Source organism: Streptomyces sp. NPDC049915, from assembly GCF_040656475.1.
Lineage (GTDB): Bacteria > Actinomycetota > Actinomycetes > Streptomycetales > Streptomycetaceae > Streptomyces.
Genome location: NZ_JBFAMH010000047.1, coordinates 1 through 21,610, shown reverse-complemented (window position 1 = coordinate 21,610; position 21,610 = coordinate 1). Strand labels below are relative to the sequence as shown.

Below are 21,610 nucleotides of genomic sequence, written 5' to 3'. Positions count from 1 at the left end.
CCGCCCGGCCGTTTCTCGTCACTTCCTGCATCGGGTGGTCATCACAGCGCAACGCCGAACCGCTAAGTTGGCCGCTGAGGGGGAACGCGGGCGTGGTACGAGGTCTGGAAGGAAGGCGCTGATCTTGGGAAAGGTCGTGCTCGTGACCGGAGCGGCCCGTCAGCTGGGCGGCCGCTTCGTACGGCGGATCCAGCGTGACCCGCAGGTCGACCGGGTCGTCGCCGTGGACGCGGTGCAGCCCGAGCACCATCTGGGCGGCGCCGACTTCATCCGCGCCGACATCCGGCAGCCCACCATCGCGCGGGTGCTCGCCGAGACCGGCGCCGACACGGTCGTCCACATGGACGTCACCGGCATGGCGCTCGGAGGCGGCAGCCGGGCCACGGTGAAGGAGACCAACGTCATCGGCACCATGCAACTGCTCGGTGCCTGCCAGAAGTCGCCCACGGTCAAGCGGCTGGTGGTGAAGTCCTCCACCAACGTCTACGGCTCCGCGCCGCGCGACCCGGCCGTGTTCGTCGAGACGACCCCGCCGAAGTCGCTGCCCAGCGGCGGCTTCGCGAAGGACACCGTCGAGGTCGAGGGGTACGTCCGCGGCTTCGCCCGCCGCCGGCCCGACGTCGCCGTGTGTGTGCTGCGGTTCGCCAACATCCTCGGGCCCACCGCCGAGACCCCCCTCACCTCGTACTTCTCGCTGCCGGTCCTGCCGACGGTGTTCGGCTACGACCCGCGGCTGCAGTTCGCGCACGAGGACGACGTGATCGAGGTGCTGCGCCTGGCCTCGCACGAGCCGCGCCGCGGCACGCTGAACAGCGGCACCTTCAACATCGCCGGCGACGGCGTCGTCCTGCTCTCGCAGTGCGCGCGGCGGCTGGGCCGTCCCACGGTGCCGCTGCTGCTGCCCGCCGTGACGTGGGCGGGCTCCCTGGTGCGTACGCTGGGCATGACGGACTTCTCTCCCGAGCAGATCCGGCTGCTCACCCACGGCCGGGTCGTGGACACCACCCAGATGCGCGAAACGCTGGGCTTCGAGCCGACGTACACGACCGCGCGGACGTTCGCGGACTTCGTACGCAGCAGGGGGCCGGGCCTGTTGCCCCCCGAGGCCCTTGCGGGGGCCGTCGACCGGATCGCCGCGCTGCCCCTCGCGGGCGGCGGCAACCCCCCGACGCAGAGCGCCTACTGAGGAGCGCAGCACGATGGCGGACGCCAAGGTCATTCCGTTCGACGACGACCGGTCGCGGGGGAGCGCCGCGCAGCGCCCCGGGCGGCGCCGCGGCGCGGGCAGCCGGCGGGGGAGCGGCGAGCCGGTGCCGGTGCGGGAGCTCCGCGACACCCGCGGCGCCCGGGGGAGCCGTTCAGCGCCCGATGCGCCCGCCGCGCAGGAGGAGGCCCTTGTGAGTCCCGAGCCGCGCGCGGACGAGGCGCAGTCCTCCGACGGAGGCCTGGAGCGCCGTGTCGCGGCCGGCCTGTCCTTCCTGCGCCGCCGTCTCACCGGGGACTACGAGGTCGACGACTTCGGCTACGACGAGGAACTCACCGACCAGGTCCTGATGTCGCTGCTGCGGCCGGTGTACGAGAAGTACTTCCGGGTCGAGGTGAAGGGTCTGGAGAACATCCCGGAGGAGGGCGGCGCGCTGATCGTCGCGAACCATTCCGGGACACTTCCGCTGGACGGCCTGATGATGCAGGTCGCGGTGCACGACCACCACCCGGCCGGCCGTCACCTGCGCCTGCTGGCCGCCGACCTGGTCTTCGTGCTGCCGGTGGTGAACGAGCTGGCGCGCAAGCTGGGGCACACGCTGGCCTGTGCGGAGGACGCCGAACGGCTGCTGGGCCAGGGGGAGCTGGTCGGGGTGATGCCGGAGGGCTTCAAGGGCATCGGGAAACCTTTCAGCGAGCGCTACAAGCTCCAGCGGTTCGGCCGCGGCGGCTTCGTCTCGACGGCGCTGCGGCAGGGCGCGCCGATCATTCCGTGCTCGATCGTCGGGGCGGAGGAGATCTACCCGATGATCGGCAACGCGAAGACCCTCGCGCGTCTCCTCGGCTTCCCGTACTTCCCGCTGACGCCGACCTTCCCGTGGCTGGGCCCGCTGGGCGCGATCCCGCTGCCCACCAAGTGGACGATCCAGTTCGGCGAGCCGATCCCCACGGACGGCTATCCGCCGGAGGCGGCGGAGGACCCGATGCTGATGTTCAACCTGACCGACCAGGTGCGCGAGCAGATCCAGCACACCCTGTACAAGCTGCTGGTCCAGCGCCGGTCGGTGTTCTTCTGAAACGTTCCGGCATACGACGGTGGGGGCGCCCCTCGTGAGAGAGGCGCCCCCACTGCTGTCCGGGGACTAGTTGACGTCGTTGCTGTCGATGCCGAGGCCGGGCAGGAGGCCCGGGAGGAGCGGCGGGAGCGTCACGTCCGGCTCGGGGATGGACGGCTTGCTCTGTGCCGGCGAGGCGCTGCCGGTCGCCTTCGGCGGGTCGAGAAGGCCGCCGGTGTTGCCACCGAGGAGGCCGTCGTCGATGCCGCCGATGCCGGGCGCGGACTTGCTGGGGCTGCCGGTGCCGGTGTGGTCGCCGGAGTGGGGTTCCCCGCTCGTGCCGCTGCTGGGGCCGTGGGACCGGTGGGCGCCGGAGGACCCGGTGGACGCCGATCCGTCGCCGCCCGGCCGGCTGCTGTCACCGCCGCCGCGGGTGGCCGGCGGCTGCGGCAGCAGGGACTGCAGCGGGGCGACCTCTTCGTCTATGGCGTCGAACACCGACGACACCTGCTCGCTGACGTCACCGAGCTGTACGGGCAGCCGGTCGCGCAGCGCACCCCATACCTGGCGGTGCGAGGTGGAGAACGCGGACAGCGCCTGGATGGGGCCCAGGGAGTCGGGGTCGCGCTCATACGCCTCGTGCAGCAGGCGGTGGCCTTCGGCGGCGTCGTGGGTCATCCCGGACAGGGTGCGGCGGATCTCGCCGAGCGACTCGTGGTCGAGGTGGCCGCCGCGGCCGCGCTCGAGCAGACGTCTGGCCTCGTTGAGCCGGGTGGACGCCTGGTCCAGGTAGGAACGGCCGCGTTCGGCGTCCCCCTCGGCCAGGTAGTTGAGCTTGAAGTCCTCGATGCCGCGCTTGAGCCCGTAGAGCCCGTCACCGGGCAGGGCGTCCGAGCTGGCAGCGGCGACTCCGCCGAAGGCGCCGGCCGCAACGCCGACGCTGAGCCCGCCCGCGGTGAGGCCCTTGGCCAGCCGCGAGCGAGGGCGGAGTTTGCCCAGTGGGGCGCGGTGGGCGCCCCGGGCGCGGTGGTTCCGCTGCTCGGGCACGGAAGGGTCCGCCGCCTCGCCCCCCGCGGCGCCCTCCTGCAACATGGCCTCGAACGCGGCCACGAGCTGGGCTCGCTGGACGACCTTGACCTCCGGGTCGAGCTCCGGCTTGGGCAGCGCGCCGAGACCGGAGGCGAGGGCGACAAGGCGCCCTCGTTCGGTCTGTTCCTCGGCGGCTGGGGCCGGTGCCGATCCTTCGGACTGCTCGGCCGCCGTGCCCTGCTCGGACTGCTCCTCCAGGGCCTGGGCGAAGGCGTTCGCCCGCCGGTGCGCCGATACGTTCGCGATCACTGGCGGCACCTCCTCTCGTCATGACGGTCGACTCCCCAGGGGGTCCTGAGGGTTGCACGCCCCGGCCACTTCCACACGATCGTGTGATCAGCGTTGGCCTGGGCGTGACCACAGGGAGCCTGCATCCCGCACAACGAGCGGCGCGGCACTTGGGTTACGGACGGCGGATGATCGGATCGGGAAGTCAAGGAACGCGAACGGAACGTGACTTGAGCGTCGCCGAGCGTGTCGCGATCAGCGGGCGTCGTCGGGCAGGAGCCGGGCGAGAGTGCGGACGGCTCGATACTGGAGGGTCTTGATCGCACCCTCGTTCTTGCCCATGACCCGCGCGGTCTCGGCGACGGACAGGCCCTGCAGGAAGCGCAGGGTCACGCACTCCTGCTGCTGCGGGTTGAGCCGTCGTACGGCGTCGAGCAGGGCGGCGTTGGACAGCGACTCGAGGACGGAGTCCTCGGGGGAGCGCTCGACCTCGTTGGCGTCGAGCATCTCGCCGGTGGTGACCTCCAGCCGGAAGCGGCTGGACTTGAAGTGGTCGGCCACCAGGTTGCGGGCGATGGTGACGAGCCATGCGCCGAAGTCGCGGCCCTGCCAGGTGAAGGTGCCGATCCTGCGCAGTGCCCGCAGAAAGGTCTCGCTGGTCAGGTCCTCGGCAGTGGCCTTACCTCCCACCCGGTAATAGATGTATCGGTAGACGGTGTCGCTGTACTGGTCGTAGAGGCGGCCGAACGCTTCGGCCTCGCCGGCCTGGGCGCGCTCCACGAGGTCCATCATCCGGGCGCTGTCGCTGTCCGCGGCGGGGCGGCGGGCGGTGGTGGCACCGGCCGCGCGCCCCCTTCGGCCGACCGCGGCCCCACCCTCGGCCAGTGCGTAGCACGGGCCGACGGGGGTGGCGGTGGCGAATGCGGGGACGGCATGCGCGGCGGGGACGAGGCCGCGCAGGAGGTTTTGCACCGTTGCGCGCAGCGTAGCCAGGCCCGAGGCGTCAACCCCGACGTGTGGGTACACGGGACTCCCAGAGGCAGAGCTTCCATCACGTGCAGTGCGGGACCGTTCACCCGTCGTAGCGACGGAGGGGTACCGGATTGCGTCTGAGGAGAATAACGCTTCGTGCAGGCACTGCTACACCGAGTTGCTCAAATCACCGATTGCGTCGCTTGTGCGGCCGTTTGACGACTGATCAGGTTCGATATGCTGAGCGGTTGTTGATCGAATCAGTCCACATTACGGATAGGTGTGGGGCGGGTTGTGGTCGCGTGAGGAACCCGTGACTGACCGCTGTGCGGGGTGGGTATGCCCACCGGAATGCCCGGCGCCGGCGGCGTGTGGCTGCGCCAACCAGGGGGCGCGGGGAACTGCGCGAACAACCACAACGCACCCCGCAGACGACCTCGACCGGCGAACGACTACCGCCGCCGCCGATGCAGCGCGATCGCCGCCGCCGTGCCTCCCGCCACCGCGCCCACCCCGGCCGCCGCCGGGATGCCGACCTTCGCCGCCTTGCGTCCCGTGCGGTAGTCCCGCAGGCGCCAGTCGTGTTCACGCGCGTGCCGGCGCAGCTTCGCGTCCGGGTTGATGGCGTACGGATGACCGACCAGCGACAGCATCGGGATGTCGTTGTGCGAGTCGCTGTAGGCCGCGCACCGCGCCAGGTCCAGCCCTTCGGCCGACGTCAGCGCCCGCACCGCCTCCGCCTTGGCCGGTCCGTGCAGCGGCTCGCCCACCAGCTTGCCCGTGTAGACGCCGTCCACCGACTCCGCCACCGTGCCCAGCGCACCCGTCAGCCCCAGCCGGCGCGCGATCACCTGCGCGATCTCCACCGGCGCCGCAGTCACCAGCCACACCTTCTGCCCGGCGTCCAGGTGGGCCTGCGCCAGCGCCCGCGTCCCCGGCCAGATCCGCTCGGCCATGTACTCGTCGTAGATCTCCTCGCCGATGGTCTTCAGCTCGGAGACCCGGTGGCCCTTGACGATGGACAGCGCCGAGTCCCGCGCGTCCTGCATGTGCTCCGGGTCCTCGACCCCGGCCAGCCGGAACCACGCCTGCTGCCACGCGAAGCGGGCCAGGTCGCGGGTGTCGAAGAACTTCCGCTTGTACAGGCCCCGCCCGAAGTGGAACAGCGCCGCGCCCTGCATCACCGTGTTGTCCAGGTCGAAGAACGCGGCGGCCTTCTCGTCGCCGAGCACGGGGAACGCCGGCTGGGACTCCTGCTCTTCCCGCGCAGCCTCGGGTGCGGACTTGCGCGCGGCCTCCGCCGAAGCCTCGCCTGCCAACACGCTCCGCGCCGTGGCGGAGCGCCTACGGGGAGTGAGCCATCCGAGAGCCGCCATGGCGTGAGCATAACGACTCGGTCCGGCGGTTCCGGAGCCGAAGGGTTGGAACCCTGTGAACACTGCGCGACCGGGCCGTTAAAGGGGGCGCCGCGCGACAATGGCCGACATGAGCCCCCTCTTCCGCCGCCGCCCGCAGCGCGCCCCCCAGGACCGTCTCGTCACGCTCGTGCGCAAGCCCGGCTGCCATCTGTGCGACGACGCGCAGCAGGTGATCGAGAAGGTCTGCGGCGAGCTCGGTGTGCCCTGGGAGCAGAAGGACATCACGCGGGACCGGGATCTGCACGACCGGTACTGGGAGCAGATCCCCGTCGTCCTGGTCGACGGCGAGCAGCACACGTTCTGGCGGGTGAACGAGCAGCGGCTGCGCTCCGCACTGACCGAGTAGTTCAAGTCCGTACCGAACGTCGCTTAGGATCGATGCGGTCTGGTCTCGGGGGCGGGATTCACGAGGAGTGAGCCGGTTTTGCCCCCACGTAGCACGCGACATAAAACCCGCGTGAGCCCGGTCACGTTGGCCGGGCAAATCGGACACCATCTTTGTGCACGCGTTCACAAAGACATAGCCTGCTGTCGACGGGGCGGTCTGGGGACGTACGACCGCCCACAGCCCCGCTCTACCCGCAGGAGCACCGTGGCAACTGGCCGAACTCACCGACCGGCGACCCGCAGCCGAGGGATTCCCGAGGCCACCGTCGCCAGGCTTCCGCTGTACCTCCGGGCGCTGACCGCACTGTCGGAGCGCTCGGTCCCCACGGTTTCATCCGAGGAGCTGGCGGCCGCCGCCGGGGTCAACTCCGCGAAGCTGCGCAAGGACTTCTCCTACCTGGGTTCCTACGGCACCCGGGGCGTCGGCTACGACGTCGAGTACCTCGTGTACCAGATCTCCCGCGAGCTGGGCCTGACCCAGGACTGGCCCGTGGTCATCGTCGGTATCGGTAACCTCGGCGCCGCCCTCGCCAACTACGGCGGTTTCGCCTCCCGCGGCTTCCGGGTCGCGGCGCTCATCGACGCCGACCCCGCGATGGCCGGCAAGCCCGTCGTCGGCATCCCCGTGCAGCACACCGACGACCTGGAGAAGATCATCCAGGACAACGGCGTCTCCATCGGTGTGATCGCGACCCCCGCCGGTGCCGCCCAGCAGGTCTGCGACCGTCTCGTGGCCGCCGGTGTGACGTCCATCCTGAACTTCGCGCCGACCGTGCTGAGCGTCCCGGACGGCGTCGACGTCCGCAAGGTCGACCTCTCCATCGAGCTGCAGATCCTCGCGTTCCACGAGCAGCGCAAGGCCGGTGAGGAGGCCGCCGCCGAGGCCGCCGTGCCCACCACCACCTCGGACGCGGTGCCCGCCACGACGAAGGACGTCGGCGCCGCCGCGGCCACCGCGAAGGCGCCGCGCGCCGCGGCCCGCCGCGCCGGCTCCACCGACCAGGGACCCGACGGGGACGTGCCCGCCGTGATGCCGGCATGAGTCTCCTCGTCGTCGGGCTGAGTCACCGCAGCGCCCCGGTCAGCGTGCTGGAGCGGGCCGCGCTGAACGCGGACGACCAGAACAAGCTGCTGCAGGACACGGTCGCCGCCGAACCGGCCACCGAGGCCGCCGTACTGGCCACCTGCAACCGCATCGAGCTGTACGCCGACGTGGACAAGTTCCACGCCGGTGTCTCCGAGCTGTCCACGCTGCTCGCCCAGCACAGCGGGGTCGGCCTGGACGAGCTCACTCCCTATCTGTATGTGCACTACGAGGACCGGGCCGTCCACCACCTGTTCTCGGTGGCCTGCGGCCTGGACTCGATGGTCGTCGGCGAGGGCCAGATCCTCGGCCAGATCAAGGACGCGCTCGCCCGGGCGCAGGAGCTGCACACCGCGGGCAAGCTGCTGAACGACCTGTTCCAGCAGGCCCTCAGGGTCGGCAAGCGCGCCCACTCCGAGACCGGCATCGACCGGGCCGGCCAGTCGCTGGTCACCTTCGGCCTGGAGCAGCTGGCGCAGGGCACGGACGTCGCCGAGTGGGCCGCGGGCCGCAGGGCGCTGGTGATCGGCGCGGGCTCGATGTCGTCGCTGGCCGCGGCGACGCTCGCGCGGGCCGGCGTCGCCGAGATCGTCGTCGCCAACCGCACCGTGGAGCGCGCCGAGCGCCTCGCCGAGATCCTCACCCAGGCCGAGGACACGGACGTGACCGCCCGCGCGGTAGGGATGGAAGCCGTACGGGCCGAGCTGACACGTGCCGACGTCGCCGTCTCCTGTACCGGGGCGACGGGGCTCGTCCTGACGGCGGAGGCGGTCACGGCGGCGCTGGAGGACCGTACGGGCGCCCCCGTCGCCGTGGCAGAGACCCCGCAGCGCACGCTGCCGCCCCTCTCGGCCGGGACCGAGGACGGCTGCCCGCTGGACCTGTCCGCGGTGCAGCCGGGCTTCTCCGTCGCCGGGGAGGCCGCCGTGGCCGGAATGGACGCGGCGACGCTGGAGCAGCACGCGGCGTGGGTCGACAAGGGCACGGTCGTCGAGCGCCGCGAGGACACCCGGAGCGGCCCCGAGGCCGACGCCGAGCTGATCGCGGCGCTCGCCGCGACCGCGGCGACGATGGGCCGCCTCCCGGAGCGCCGCAGGCCCGAGCCGGTCGCCGAGATCCCGCGTCCGCGTCCCTCGCTGTTCCTGCTCGACCTGGCGATGCCCCGTGACATCGACGCGGCCGTGCACCGGCTGTCCGGCGTGCGGCTGGTGGACCTCGAGTCCCTCGCCGAGGCGTCCGCGGACGCCCCCATGGCGGCGGACGTCGACCAGGTGCGCCGGATCGTCTCCGACGAGGTCGCCGCGTTCGGCGCCGCCCAGCGGGCCGCGCACATCACGCCGACCGTGGTCGCGCTGCGCACCATGGCCGCCGATGTGGTGGCCGGCGAGATGACGCGGCTGGAGGGCCGGCTGCCCGGCCTGGACGACAAGCACCGCGCCGAGATCACCCAGACCGTCAAGCGTGTGGTCGACAAGCTGCTGCACGCGCCGACGGTGCGGGTCAAGCAGCTTGCGGCCGAGCCCGGCGGCGCCGGGTACGCGGACGCGCTCCGAACCCTGTTCGACCTCGACCCCGAGGCGGTCGCCGCCGTCTCCCGGGCCGAGGACAGCACCGAGAAGAACGCCAAGAACCGAGGGCCGGCATGAGTACGAAGGCTTTGAGACTGGGGACGAGGCGCAGCAAGCTCGCCATGGCCCAGTCCGGGCAGGTGGCGAAGGCCGTGCGCGAGGTGACCGGGCGGCCCGTCGAGCTGGTCGAGATCACGACCTACGGTGACGTCTCCCGGGCGCATCTCGCGCAGATCGGCGGCACGGGTGTGTTCGTCACCGCGCTGCGCGACGCGCTGGTCCGTGGGGAGGTCGACTTCGCGGTTCATTCGCTGAAGGACCTGCCCACCGCACAGCCCGAGGAGCTGGTCCTGGCCGCCGTCCCGGTGCGCGAGGACCCGCGCGACGTGATCGTCGCCCGGGACGCGCTGAAGTTCACGGACCTCCCGCGCGGGGCCCGCATAGGTACCGGTTCGCCGCGCCGCATGGCGCAGCTGAACGGGTACGCGCGTGGCCACGGGCTGGACATCGAGACGGTCCCGATACGCGGGAACGTCGACACCCGCATCGGGTACGTCCGGGACGGCGAACTGGACGCCGTCGTGCTGGCCGCCGCCGGGCTGAACCGGATCGGCCGCAGCGACGAGGTGACCGACTTCCTGTCGGTCGACACGGTTTTGCCCGCCCCCGGCCAGGGGGCCCTGGCGATCGAATGCGCCGCGGACAACGCGTCGCTGATCGCCGCGCTCGCCGAGCTCGACGACCCGTTCACGCGGGCCGCCGTGACGGCCGAGCGCTCCCTGCTCGCCGCCCTGGAGGCCGGTTGCAGCGCCCCGGTGGGCGCCTTGGCCGACCTGCTGGCCGACGGGCAGATTGTCAAGGAAATGCGCCTGCGCGGCGTCGTCGGCACCACCGACGGCTCCCGCACGGTGCAGCTGTCCACCACCGGTCCCGTGCCCGAGACGGACGAGGGCGCTGCGGCGCTCGGCCGTGAACTCGCCGCCGAGATGCTCGCCCAGGGTGCGGCCGGTCTGATGGGGGAGCGAGCACAGTGAGCCCCACCACCCTTCCCGCCGGTCCTGAACACGGGCACGTCACCTTCCTGGGTGCCGGACCCGGAGATCCGGGACTACTGACTCTGCGCGCCGTGGAGGCGCTGGCGAACGCGGACGTCCTCGTCGCCGAGCACGAGGTGCTCGACGTGGTACGTACGCACGCCCGTCAGGGCGTCAGCGTCGTGCCGACGGACACGGGTCCCTTGTCGGACCCGAATCCGGGCACGGGCACGCCCCAGCCGGCGGTCATTGACGGGGCGTCAACAACCGCTGGGATTCCCGCACTGCGGGATGCCGCACATCTTGTCATGGAGGCTGCGCGGGGCGGCAGGCGGGTCGTCCGTGCGGTGTCCGGCGACCCCGGCCTGGACACCTACGCCGCCGAGGAGATGCTCGCCTGCGCCAAGGCCGGCGTGTCCTTCGAGGTGGTCCCCGGCGTCGCGACCGCGGTCGGCGTGCCGGCGTACGCCGGTGTGCCGCTGCGTGACGCCGAGGGCGCGGACGTGCGGTTCGTGGACGCCCGTACCGCCTCCGACCGGTGCTGGACCGAGGTGGGCGCCTCCGACGGCACGGTGGTCGTCTCCACCACTCTCGACTCGGTGGCCGCGGCCGCGGGCGAGCTGGTCTCGGCGGGCCGCAAGCCGGACACCCCGATGACGGTCACCGTCGGCGGTACGACGACGCGGCAGCGCACCTGGTCGGCGACGCTCGGCACGATCGCGCAGACCCTGAAGCAGGCGAAGGTCCTTCCGTCCCCGGACGGCGGCCGCCCGGTGATAGCCGTGGTCGGAGACCGCAGCGCCCCCGCCCAGCGCGACCAGCTGGCGTGGTTCGAGTCCAAGCCGCTGTTCGGCTGGAAGGTCCTCGTGCCGCGCACCAAGGAGCAGGCGGCCTCGCTCTCCGACCAGCTGCGCTCCTACGGCGCCGTCCCGCACGAGGTGCCGACGATCGCCGTCGAACCGCCGCGCACCCCCCAGCAGATGGAACGTGCCGTCAAGGGCCTGGTGACGGGCCGCTACGAGTGGATCGCCTTCACGTCGGTCAACGCGGTGCGGGCCGTGCGGGAGAAGTTCGAGGAGTACGGCCTTGATGCTCGGGCTTTTGCGGGTATCAAGGTGGCTGCGGTGGGCGAGCAGACGGCGAAGGCCCTGATCGCCTTCGGTGTGAAGCCGGACCTGGTGCCGAGCGGCGAGCAGTCGGCGGCCGGCCTGCTGGAGGACTGGCCGCCCTACGACCCGGTCTTCGACCCGATCGACCGTGTCTTCCTGCCCCGCGCCGACATCGCCACGGAGACCCTGGTGGCCGGGCTGATCGAGCTGGGCTGGGAGGTCGACGACGTCACCGCCTACCGCACGGTCCGCGCCTCGCCGCCGCCGGCGGAGACCCGTGAGGCGATTAAGGGCGGCGGTTTCGACGCGGTCCTGTTCACCTCGTCGTCGACCGTGCGGAACCTGGTCGGCATCGCGGGCAAGCCGCACAACGTGACGGTGATCGCCTGCATCGGCCCGGCGACGGCGAAGACGGCCGAGGAACACGGCCTGCGCGTCGACGTCATGGCCCCGGAACCCTCCGTCCACAAGCTGGCGGAGGCCCTGGCCGACTTCGGCATGAAGCGCCGTCTGGCGGCCCTGGAAGCCGGCGACCCGGTGACCCGGCCGAGCGAACGGCGGCCGGGGGCGCGCAGGCGCCGCGCGGCTACGTGAGGTCAGCAGGTCAGCGGCAGGGCGCTCCTTCGGGAGCGCCCTGTGGCGTTCGCGGGAGCGGTACAAAGAAGCCAGGGAAATGACCACCTCACAAACCGGACCCGGCATCCGTCACTCGGGTGGGTGAAAGGGGGCGGTCCGGCTGGCGCGGCGGCCGTTCGGGCGTGCAGGCTCGCCCCGAGGCGATCGAGTCATGTGCGCCTCACGTACTCACGACCCCACCCGTGCATCGGCTCCCGCCGGGACGGCAATCCCGGTGCGAGGGCCTGCCGCCGAGGAAGAAGTGACCTTCCCCATGGCCGATAAGAAGCCTGACGCCGCCCTGCGCCCGGTTCGGGGTCTTCCGCGATCCACCACCCCCTCCGGTGTCACCTACGTACGCACGGACCCGTCCGGTGAGTACGTCGTCGTCGGCGATCACCTCACCCAGCACCCCGAGCTGTCGCTGACCGCCATCGGGCTCGTCACCCACATCCTGTCGGTGCCCGACGGCACCCCGGTCGACATCCGCACGCTCGCCGAACGCTTCCCGGAGGGGCGGGAGCGGATCGCGTCCGCCCTGCGCGAGCTGGAGGCGCACGGCTACCTCTAGCGGGTCCGTGAGCACGCCGAGTCCGGCCGCCTGGTCACGCGTGCGTACGTCGACCGCGCCACGATGACGGGGCAGGCAGCCCCCGAGGAGGATGACCGAACCCCTCCGCGCCAGGCGCCGGCTGAGGGCGTGGAGGGGCTCCCGTCGGCCGACTGGGCGTCGGCAAAGGCATCGGCCGGGCGGGCGTAGCGTAGGTGGTATGTCGAAGTACGGATCTTTTCCCGGTTCGCGGCCCCGGCGGCTTCGCGGTACGCCCGTCATGCGGCGGATGGTCGCCGAGAACCGGCTGCACCCCGCCGATCTGATCCTGCCCGCGTTCGTGCGGGAGGGCGTCAGTGAGCCGGTGGCGATCGGATCGATGCCGGGGGTCGTGCAGCACACCCGGGAAAGCCTGAAGAAGGCCGCCGCGGAGGCCGTCGAGGCCGGAGTCTCCGGGATCATGCTCTTCGGCGTGCCGGAGGACGGCAAGAAGGACGCCCTCGGCAGCGCGGGCACCGACCCGGACGGCATTCTCCAGGTCGCCCTGCGCGACGTGCGGGCCGAGGTCGGCGACGAACTGCTCGTCATGTCGGACCTCTGTCTCGACGAGTTCACCGACCACGGGCACTGCGGCGTCCTCGACGAGCAGGGGCGCGTCGACAACGACGCCACCCTCGAGCGGTATGCCGAGATGGCCCAGGTGCAGGCCGACGCCGGCGCCCATGTCGTCGGCCCGAGCGGAATGATGGACGGGCAGATCGGCGTCGTCCGCGACGCGCTCGACCAGATCGGCCGCGAGGACGTCGCGATCCTCGCCTACACCGCCAAGTACTCCTCCGCCTTCTACGGTCCCTTCCGCGAGGCCGTCGCCTCCTCGCTGCAGGGCGACCGCAAGACCTATCAGCAGGACCCCGCCAACTGGCGCGAGTCCCTGCGCGAAGTCGCCCTCGACCTCGAAGAGGGCGCCGACATGGTCATGGTCAAGCCGGCCGGGCCGTACCTGGACATCCTGGCCCGGGTCGCGGACGCCGTGGACGTGCCGGTCGCCGCGTACCAGATCTCCGGTGAGTACGCGATGATCGAGGCCGCCGCCGAGAAGGGCTGGGTCGAGCGGGACCGGGCGATCTTCGAGACGCTCACCGGGATCAAGCGGGCGGGCGCGCGCAACATTCTCACCTACTGGGCCACCGAGGTCGCCCAGAAGCTGCGCTGAGGCGCCCCCGGCGCGAGGGACGCGGCCGCCGACGCGTGCGACGGCGTCCCCAGCGCGCGGGAGGACGGGCCCTCGTCGCGCAGGCCCTCGCCGTCGCGGCAGCCCGCCAGGGCGCCGGCCGCGAGGACGACGAGGGCCGCGGCGGCGGCCAGTCGGCGCGGCCGTGCGGGCAGGGTGCGGGTCCGGTGTCGTACGGGCATGACGTCAGCCTCATCGCTCGCCCGGCCCGCGCGCCACAGCCGTCGGCGAATGTGGGACGCCGGAACGAGAGAACCGGCTCTGAGCTGCGGATACGTCATCCCGGTGGGACGTGGTCCGGGACGCCGCGTCACCAGTCGCGGACCGTGTCCAGGGCCGCCTGCCAGTACGTCACGGTGAGGCTGTCGTCGACGTAGACCCCCGTGGCGGGCAGGGACACCGTGGCGATCGAGCCGTCCTCGAAGGGGACCGTCAGGCTGTGCACGGTGTGGCCGTGCGCGGCGCTGCCGTCGCCGGCCGACAGCCGCACGGCCGCGTAGCCGGACTCGCCGGGGGCCAGACCGGTCAGTGACTGCGGCTTCGTGTCCTCCGCCACCGGCGGCACGGACTGCGCCTCGCCGAAGCGGGCCGGCGGGTACGAGGGCAGCAGGCAGGTCTTCTTGCCGGTGTTCGTCGCCGTCAGCAGCAGGTGGTTGATCGGGCGGGTCATCTCGGTGGCGGTGATCCGGACGGTGGCGGCGGAGCACTTCCCCGGAGGGGCCGCGTCCGGGGCGGACCCGCCACCCGCGGAGGTGCCGGTGCCCTTCGAGCCGGCGGACACCTGCGCGCCGCCGCTCCCCTTAGAGCCGCCGCTGTGGGTGCCGCCGGAGCCGTGCGTGCCGCCCGAGCTGCCGGAACGCGTCGAGCCGTCGGAGCCGGTCGGGGCCGCCGGGCTCGCGGAGTCATCCGCGCCGCCGGTACCGGTGGACGGCGTCGCGGCCGCCGGTGTGGACGGGGCCGGGTGTCCGGCGCCGCTGTCCGACGTCCCTCCCTCGCACGCCGTCAGTGCGAGGGCGGCCAGCGCGACCGTGGTGGCGGCGAAGAGGCGGGTCCGAGCGGTGCGGTGGGACATGGGTGACTCCTGTCGTGGAAGAGCGCGGGCTGTGCGAGGAAGCGCGCCGCCGGGTGTCGTTCCCGGTGGCGTGCTTGGATGACCGAAAGCCTGCGGTCGGGGTCGTCCCGGTCGCCAGCACTCCCGGGGGATGCGGAACAATGGGACGCTGGAACGGCTCTGACCTGGGGGAACGCCGTACGTCTGGAACGCCGTTCCGGGACGTGGGAGAGGGGAAACGGGTGTCGGGGGGCGACTTCGCCGAGCTGCTGCGGGAGTTGAAGGAGCGGTCGGGGCTCAGTTACGGGGCGCTCGCCAAGCGGCTGCACGTGAGCACGTCCACGCTGCACCGGTACGTCAACGGGGACGTCGTACCGGTGGACTACGCCCCCGTGGAACGCCTGGCCCGGGTCTGCCGGGCCACCCCCGGGGAACTGCTGGAGCTGCACCGCCGCTGGGTCCGCGCGGACGCGCTGCGGGGGGTGAAGGCCGAACGGGGTGAGGACCAGGCCGGCGTGCGGGCCGAGGAGCCATCCGTGCCGCCCGAGGAGCCCGCCGTGCCCTCCGCCGCCGGGGCGGCCACCGACGCCACCGCGCAATCCGCCCCCGCTGCCGAACCACCACCGCCCGCCCAGCCCCGTCGCCGCCGCATCGCCGTGCTCGCCGGGGCCGGCGTCGTCGCGGTCGCCGCTGCCGTGGCTGTCGCGCTGAGCCTGGTGCCCGGGCGGCCCGACACACAGCGGGCCGCGGGGGAGCGGGCGGCCGGTGCGACCGTGCCCGTCGCCACGTCACCGACGGCCTCGGTCCGTTCCGCCGCACCCAGCCGCAGCGCGTCGGCCTCACCGTCGTCGCCGCAGTTCCTCTCCCCGTCCGCGGGCACGGGCGCACCGTCCCCGCGCCGTAGCGTCGCACCCCCCGGCGGCGCGGCGGCGGACAGCGGCCCGGTGGCCGTCACGGTCGCCACCACGCCGTACTACTGGGACGTGCCGTGCGAGCAGGCCTTCCTGGTGGACCGCAGCCCCGCCAACGTGCCGCCGCCGCCCCCGCAGCAGGACGTGGAAGGGTGGGCCGGGGGCCTCGGGGCGGTGGCCGCCGACCACCAGACGGTCACACTCACCGTGCAGGGCACCGGCGCGCGCACGGTCGTGCTGCGGGCGCTGCACGTGCGCGTGGTGCGCAGTGAGACACCGCTGACCTGGAACAAGTACGCGATGGGGAACGGCTGCGGTGGCGGCGTCGACACCAAGTCCTTCGACGTCTCCCTGGACTTGGGCAACCCGCCGGCGCTGCCGGTCGCCGGGCAGCGGAACTTCCCGTACAAGGTGAGCGAGTCCGACCCGGAGGTCTTCTACGTCAAGGCGCACACCAGCGGGCACGACGTGAGCTGGTACCTGGAGCTGGAGTGGTCCAGCGGGAGCCGGCACGGCACCGTGCGGGTCGACGACCACGGCCGCCCGTTCCGCACGAGCGGCTCACAGCAGCCCTACTACGTCCACCCGTTGGGCGGCGGGGGCTGGGAGCGGGCGGAGGGCTGAGCGTCCGTATGGCGAAAGGGCCGGTGTAGAGGGCACGCATCTCTTTAGGCTGCGACCGGATGCCGCAACCGCCGCCCGAAGGAGCCGTGTCATGACCGCCGACGCCCCCGCACCCACCGCGCCCGTTCCCCCGCTCTCCCTGCGGACGTCGGCGATCGGCGGCTCGCCGGTACGCGACATCCTCGCCGTCACCGCGCGGCCCGAGATGATCAACTTCGCGGGCGGGCTGCCGGCCCCGGAGCTGTTCGACCGCGACGGCATCGCGGCCGCCTTCCGCGCGGTGCTGCAGGACGGCCCGGCGCGGGCCCTGCAGTACGCCACGACCGAGGGCGAACCGGCGCTGCGCGAGGCGCTTGCCGCGCGGATCACCGGGCGCGGTCTGCCGACGGACGCCGACGACCTGCTGGTCACCACCGGCTCGCAGCAGGCGCTGTCCCTGCTGGCCACCGCGCTGGTCGACCCGGGCGACACCGTGCTGGTGGAGAACCCCTGCTATCTGGCCGCCCTCCAGGTCTTCGGCCTGGCCGGCGCGCGCGTCATCGCCGTACCCGGTGACGAACACGGCCCCGATCCGCTGGCGCTGGAGGAACTGGTGCGCCGGGAGCGGCCGAAGCTGCTCTACACCGTGCCCACTTTCCAGAACCCCACCGGCCGCACCATGCCCACCGCCCGCCGCGCCGCGCTCGCCGCCGTCGCCGCGCGGTGCGGCCTGTGGATCGTCGAGGACGACCCGTACGGGGAGCTGCGCTACGACGGCGAGCCAGTGCCGTGGATCGCCGCGCACGCCGACGCCCGGGACCGGACGGTGCTGCTCGGCTCCTTCTCCAAGGTGATGGCGCCCGGGCTGCGACTGGGCTGGCTGCGCGCACCGCAGGGGCTGCGCCGTGCCTGCACGGTCGCCAAGCAGGCCGCCGACCTGCACACCCCGACCGTCAACCAGCTCGCCGCGGCCCGCTATCTCGACGTCCTCGACGCCCATGTGGCGCAGGTGCGGGCGGTCTACGGGGAGCGACGGGACGCGATGCTCGCCGGGCTGCCGGACGCGCTGCCGGCCGGGTCGACGTGGACCCGGCCCGAGGGCGGGATGTTCCTGTGGGTGCGGCTGCCGCAGTCGTACGACACGACGGCCCTGCTGCCGCGGGTCGTGCGGCACGACGTGGCCTACGTGCCCGGCGCGCCCTTCTTCGCGGCCGAACCGGACCCGCGCACGCTGCGGCTGTGCTTCGTGACGCAGACGCCCGAGGAGATCGGGGAGGGACTGCGTCGGCTGGCGGCGGGGCTCGCGGAGGAGCCGGTGACCGGGCTCGCTCCGAGCTGAGCGGAAAAGACCGGGCCCCGGTCACCCCGTGAGGGGTGGCCGGGACCCGGTCGTGTGATGGTGCGGGAGGGATCAGCCGAAGGCCTTCACCGTGTTCCAGTTCACGGACAGGACCACGCGTACGGGTGCGTTGGTGTTGGTGCGTGAGGGGTGGTAGATGCGGGTGTAGCCGTCGGAGGCGAGGCGGGCCCAGATGTCGGGGATGCCGTCGTTGTTGACGTCCGGGATGCCGATGACGGTGGGCACGTTGACGTCGGTCCAGCTGGTGCCGTACGCCTCGTCCTTGCCGGTGAGGGAGTTGGCGGCCAGTTTCAGCGACTCCAGGTCGACGCTGCCGGCGACGGTGCCGGGCTTGCCCTGGCGGTCGTACATGTTGCCGTTGTCGAGGTTGCGCCAGAGCAGGTCGGGTGTGTTGTCGCCGTTGATGTCGGCGACGTTGACGATCTCGCGGCGGGCCCAGGCGTCGGCGTTCATCTGGGTCGCGGTCTGGAAGGTGGCGCCGGTGTAGCCGGACAGGGTCCAGAACTCGGCGCCGGCCCGCAGGACGAGGTCGGGCAGTTTGTCGCCGGTGATGTCGCCGACGGCCTTGATCTGGGTCCAGGTGGAGGGCGCGGGGGCGTTGGACGGGAGGCGGACTTCGAGGCGCTGGGTGACGTCGAAGCTGCCGTAGCCGTCGCCGGGGTAGAGCCAGAAGTGGCCGTCGGGGGAGACCGAGAACAGGTCGGTGGAACCGTCGCCGGGGTAGGTGTCCTGGTAGTGGGTGATCAGGGCGGCCTTGCCGGTGGCGGGGTCGAACCAGTGACCGGCCGGGTCGGTCTTCTTGTCGGCGTCGTAGGAGGCGGTGAGGCAGTTGTACAGGTCCCCGTCGTCGCCGCCGACGCAGTTGCGCAGGTTGCCGTCCGCGTTGACGATCATCAGGTCCGGCTTGGCGTCACCGGTGGCGTCCATCGGGCCGTCGGCCGTGTCGCGCGGGGGGACGTAGAAGGTGTAGTCGGTGCGCTTGCTGGCGTTGCCCGAGGCGTCGTACGCATACACCTGGAGGGTGTTGGGGCCCGCGTGCGCCGGGGTGAACGTGCTCAGCGTGACGGCGCCGTTCGTGGCGGTCACGTCGACGGGGTTGTTGCCCTCGATGGACCAGCGGAACTTGGCCGTGCCGGGGGAGGTGAAGGTGACCGCGCCGGTGCCGCCGAACTTGACGGTGGACCAGGTCTGGCCGTCGGGGGTGGCTTCGGGGAAGACGTCGCTGTCGACGGTGGGCTGGGGCGGGGCGCTGGCGTCGACGTTGAGGCGGCAGGGGTCGGTGCCGGGCGGGTAGTAGGAGGAGACCAGGCCGCCGGAGTCTTCCGCGCGCACGTCCCACGAGTAGGTGGCCTTGTCCTCCAGCGGGAACGTGGCGGGGATGGTGAGGGTGGCGGTGCCGGTGGAGTTCGGGCTGACGAGGGTGCCGGCCGGGACGGTGCCGCCGGTCTTCCAGAAGCGGAAGCGCAGCTTGCTCAGGTTGCCGTCGGCGTCCTTGGCGTTGGCCGAGAGCACGATGTTGGTCTTGCCGACCGTGGGGCCGGAACCGCCGACGGAGCAGGTGCCGCCGGGCGTGGTCTTGCCGCCGGTGGGCTCGGAGGGCGGCCGGTTGTAGACGACCTCCATGGTGGCGGACGTCGCCTTGAACTTGCGCCAGGTCTGGACGTCGGACTCGCTGGTGGCGCGCAGGCCGAAGGTGATGTTCGACCAGCCGCTGTCGGCGCCCTTCTGGGCGGCGTCCTTGACGTTGAAGTCCTCGTACTCGTCGGGGCAGGAGGTGGAGGACCATCCGTGGGCGAAGGACTTCTTCTGCTGCACGGTGGACCAGCTGGGCTGCTTGTTCCACGTGGTGCCGGAGGAGATCGCGCCGGTGATGGCGAACTGGAACTCACGGGTGGTGCAGGACCACGAGTGGTTGTTGAGCACCTTGAAGCTGGCGGAGGAGATCGTCGCGCCCTTGAGGCTGGTGCTGTAGTTCATCCGCCAGAACGAGCGGGCGGTGCCACCGGTCTCGCTCTCGTAGCCGACGCGGGCATCGGAGGTCCCGGAGGAGAAGTTCGTGCCGTTCCAGAAGGAAGAGTTCGGGTACGGCTTGTAGGCGACGGTCCAGGCCAGCCAGGCGCTGTTGAGGGTGGGGTCGACGAACACCGGGTACTTCGTGTCCGACTTCGTGAACAGACCCGTCTCGGCGGCGTTCAGGTCCAGGCGGGTGGTGCCGGTGCCGTCACCGTCGAGCTTCACGGGCATCGGCGCGCTGTGGGCGCCGGGCTCGATTCCGGTCAGGCCGGAGAGCTTCAGCACGTCGGCCGGGGTGGCGGTCGAGGTGCGCGGGGTGCCCTTGCCCTCGTCGAGTTCCGGGTCGCGGCCGGCGGAGTCCCACGCGAACGGGGTGGGGATGGAGCCGAGTTCCTTGCCGGACTTGTCCTGGACGAGGATGCGACCGGTGGCGGGGTCGTGGTGGAAGACGGCCGTGGCCGAGCGCAGGCCGTAGGCGACGGTGGCCAGCGCCTTGGACTGCGCGGCTTCCTTGTTCTTGACGATCAGCAGCTGGGCGAAGCCGCCCTCTTCACGGGCGACCAGCAACAGGTCGACGCCGGGGAGAACTTCGGGGTAGAGGGCGCGGGGGCCGTCGAGGACGGGCTCGGGCAGAGCACCGGGCCAGGTGTAGGCGACGGTGTGGCCGGCGATGTCGACCTCGGCCAGCACCGTGTCCTGCGCTTGTGCCAGGGGTGCGCGGGAGAGGGAGCGGTCGGCGTGGGTGGCCTTGGTGCCGCTGGAGAAGCGGATCGGCTGGGCGGCGTTGACGGGCTGGACGCCCAGGTTGCGCGGGGCGTTCTTCACGCGGCGCAGCCGGTTGTCGATCGGCGCCCACGTGCCGTTGGCCGTCTTCGCCCGGGTGGGCGTGGCGGTCATACGGGTGCGCAGCTTGCCGTTGGGCAGCGCCCACGTCTGCGAGGTGGACGTGGTCGCGGTGTCCACCAGGACCTGCTTGCGGGTGCGCTTGGCCTCGGCCTGGGCCGTTGCCTCGTCACGCGGGCTGGCAGAGGCCGGCCGGGCGTCGGTGGCCTTGCCGGCTTCGGGTGGTGAGGCTTCGTCGGGTTGCCACCAGGGCAACAGGGCAGCGGTCAGGGCGGCCAGAACAAGGCCGAGGGTGACAGCCAGCCTGGTGCGCGTGCGCACGAAGGGGCTGAGAAAACGAGGCGGCGCGGACACGGCGGCGATCTACTCCCGTGTGGACCAAGCGGATACGGACAGCACGAACGGCCCCGGTCGGCAGGCCGCGGGGCAAGGTCGCGCACACGATCACACGTTCGGCACACCCAGTCCACGTATGAAGTATTTATGAAGTTGTGACGATCGGTTGAGAGAAGCATGACTCCCTTTGACCAGTCCCCAAGTGCGGCTTTTGGTCACCTGATGTGCGGCCATAGGGGTCACTCGTCATGATCTTGTCGACTTATGCATGAAGATGATGATCCGTCAGTTCACATCCCGTGTCGTAGATCACTTCGGCTGCGGGAACCTTCGCGGATCGCTGTTGAAGCGTGTGGGGGTCATGACAGAGGGTGCGGATTCCATCTGTCGTTTTTCTTGCATGCCTTGGTGGGGTCGACGCGTATGCGCGCTGATAGTCCACCGTCGTGGCTGGGGCGTTGGCGCCCGGCGATGACGGAGTCACAACGACGGCGCCGCCGGCAAAGCCGCGCGGCGACCGTCCTTTTGTTGTCCACGGCCTTGTTGGTCGGCAGTCTCGGTACGGAGGCGTGGGCGATACCCGGCCCCGGCATGAACCGGGAGGAGGTCAAGCTCCCCGATCTGCCGAAGCCGACCGCGCTGAACGCGGACGAGGAAGCGGAGAAGAACCTCACCACGGCGCCCGAGGTGCCCATCGATCCGTATGCTCCGACGGCGGTCACGCCGTGGGCGCAGGACAGCGGTGTCGCGACGCTGGCGGCGGACGCCACGCCGGGCACCACGGTTCCGGTCGAGGACCTGCCCATCGCGGTGGGCGTGCCTACGGGCACTGATCCGGCGGCGATCGACGGGACGTGGAAGGTCGATCTGGCCGCGCCGACGGCGTCGCAGGACGCGAACGTCTCCGGCATGATCATGAAGGTCACGCCGCCGGCCGACGCCGACCCGAC

Annotated in this window: 18 protein-coding genes; 12 read left to right on the top strand and 6 right to left on the bottom strand. The window is 71.8% G+C overall.

What is annotated here, in order from left to right:
- Positions 1–124 precede the first annotated feature (124 nt).
- Positions 125–1,186 carry an NAD-dependent epimerase/dehydratase family protein gene (locus AB0J12_RS38045; RefSeq protein WP_363269376.1) on the top strand — a complete coding sequence of 354 codons (1,062 nt, stop codon included), beginning with the start codon at positions 125–127 and terminating at the stop codon, positions 1,184–1,186.
- Between the two features lie 13 nt (positions 1,187–1,199).
- Positions 1,200–2,279 (top strand): lysophospholipid acyltransferase family protein, encoded by a 1,080-nt coding sequence (locus AB0J12_RS38040; protein WP_363269375.1) that lies wholly within the window; start codon positions 1,200–1,202, stop codon positions 2,277–2,279.
- Positions 2,280–2,345: 66 nt separating this feature from the next.
- On the opposite strand, the gene AB0J12_RS38035 is transcribed toward AB0J12_RS38040, so the two are convergent.
- The 3 genes from AB0J12_RS38035 to AB0J12_RS38025 all read right to left on the bottom strand — a co-directional run bounded on the left by AB0J12_RS38035 (position 2,346) and on the right by AB0J12_RS38025 (position 5,923).
- Positions 2,346–3,596 (bottom strand): DUF5667 domain-containing protein, encoded by a 1,251-nt coding sequence (locus AB0J12_RS38035; protein ID WP_363269374.1) that lies wholly within the window; start codon positions 3,594–3,596, stop codon positions 2,346–2,348.
- A gap of 234 nt (positions 3,597–3,830) precedes the next feature.
- On the bottom strand, positions 3,831–4,601 hold the full coding sequence (locus AB0J12_RS38030; RefSeq protein WP_363269373.1) for an ECF subfamily RNA polymerase sigma factor, BldN family: 771 nt from the start codon (positions 4,599–4,601) through the stop codon (positions 3,831–3,833).
- Positions 4,602–4,999: 398 nt separating this feature from the next.
- On the bottom strand, positions 5,000–5,923 hold the full coding sequence (locus AB0J12_RS38025) for an HAD-IB family hydrolase (RefSeq protein ID WP_363269372.1): 924 nt from the start codon (positions 5,921–5,923) through the stop codon (positions 5,000–5,002).
- 109 nt (positions 5,924–6,032) lie between these two features.
- Here AB0J12_RS38025 and AB0J12_RS38020 point away from each other — a divergent pair, with 109 nt between their 5' ends.
- From AB0J12_RS38020 to hemB, 7 genes are all read left to right on the top strand, one after another.
- A complete protein-coding gene (locus tag AB0J12_RS38020; protein WP_363269371.1) occupies positions 6,033–6,311 on the top strand; it encodes a glutaredoxin family protein in 279 nt (92 codons plus the stop codon).
- Between the two features lie 246 nt (positions 6,312–6,557).
- Entirely contained in the window at positions 6,558–7,394 is an 837-nt protein-coding gene (locus tag AB0J12_RS38015) for a redox-sensing transcriptional repressor Rex (RefSeq protein ID WP_363269370.1), read from the top strand.
- Complete coding sequence (locus AB0J12_RS38010; protein ID WP_363269369.1) at positions 7,391–9,082, top strand: glutamyl-tRNA reductase; 1,692 nt, start codon at positions 7,391–7,393, stop codon at positions 9,080–9,082. The genes AB0J12_RS38015 and AB0J12_RS38010 overlap by 4 nt, the downstream gene beginning before the upstream one ends.
- A complete protein-coding gene (hemC, locus tag AB0J12_RS38005) occupies positions 9,079–10,038 on the top strand; it encodes a hydroxymethylbilane synthase (RefSeq protein ID WP_363269367.1) in 960 nt (319 codons plus the stop codon). The genes AB0J12_RS38010 and hemC overlap by 4 nt, the downstream gene beginning before the upstream one ends.
- Entirely contained in the window at positions 10,035–11,741 is a 1,707-nt protein-coding gene (locus AB0J12_RS38000; RefSeq protein ID WP_363269366.1) for a uroporphyrinogen-III synthase, read from the top strand. Before hemC ends, AB0J12_RS38000 begins: the two co-directional genes overlap by 4 nt.
- A gap of 295 nt (positions 11,742–12,036) precedes the next feature.
- Positions 12,037–12,333, top strand: a complete 297-nt coding sequence (locus AB0J12_RS37995; protein ID WP_363269365.1) for a helix-turn-helix domain-containing protein — start codon at positions 12,037–12,039, stop codon at positions 12,331–12,333.
- Positions 12,334–12,532: 199 nt separating this feature from the next.
- The gene (hemB, locus tag AB0J12_RS37990) at positions 12,533–13,525 is read left to right on the top strand and encodes a porphobilinogen synthase (RefSeq protein WP_363269364.1); all 993 of its coding nucleotides are present in this window, start codon (positions 12,533–12,535) and stop codon (positions 13,523–13,525) included.
- On the opposite strand, the gene AB0J12_RS37985 is transcribed toward hemB, so the two are convergent.
- Entirely contained in the window at positions 13,489–13,725 is a 237-nt protein-coding gene (locus AB0J12_RS37985) for a hypothetical protein (protein ID WP_363269363.1), read from the bottom strand. The two genes, hemB and AB0J12_RS37985, sit on opposite strands and share 37 nt — an antisense overlap.
- A gap of 128 nt (positions 13,726–13,853) precedes the next feature.
- A complete protein-coding gene (locus tag AB0J12_RS37980; protein WP_363269362.1) occupies positions 13,854–14,615 on the bottom strand; it encodes a DUF4232 domain-containing protein in 762 nt (253 codons plus the stop codon).
- A 221-nt stretch (positions 14,616–14,836) separates the two neighbouring features.
- On the opposite strand from AB0J12_RS37980, the gene AB0J12_RS37975 reads away from it, so the two are divergent.
- Both AB0J12_RS37975 and AB0J12_RS37970 read left to right on the top strand, forming a co-directional pair.
- A complete protein-coding gene (locus AB0J12_RS37975; RefSeq protein WP_363269361.1) occupies positions 14,837–16,129 on the top strand; it encodes an XRE family transcriptional regulator in 1,293 nt (430 codons plus the stop codon).
- A 91-nt stretch (positions 16,130–16,220) separates the two neighbouring features.
- Positions 16,221–17,447, top strand: a complete 1,227-nt coding sequence (locus tag AB0J12_RS37970; RefSeq protein ID WP_363269360.1) for a PLP-dependent aminotransferase family protein — start codon at positions 16,221–16,223, stop codon at positions 17,445–17,447.
- 72 nt (positions 17,448–17,519) lie between these two features.
- On the opposite strand, the gene AB0J12_RS37965 is transcribed toward AB0J12_RS37970, so the two are convergent.
- The gene (locus AB0J12_RS37965) at positions 17,520–20,645 is read right to left on the bottom strand and encodes a DNRLRE domain-containing protein (RefSeq protein WP_363269359.1); all 3,126 of its coding nucleotides are present in this window, start codon (positions 20,643–20,645) and stop codon (positions 17,520–17,522) included.
- 543 nt (positions 20,646–21,188) lie between these two features.
- Here AB0J12_RS37965 and AB0J12_RS37960 point away from each other — a divergent pair.
- The coding region (locus tag AB0J12_RS37960) for a hypothetical protein (RefSeq protein ID WP_363269358.1) at positions 21,189–21,610 on the top strand (422 nt) is incomplete at its 3' end.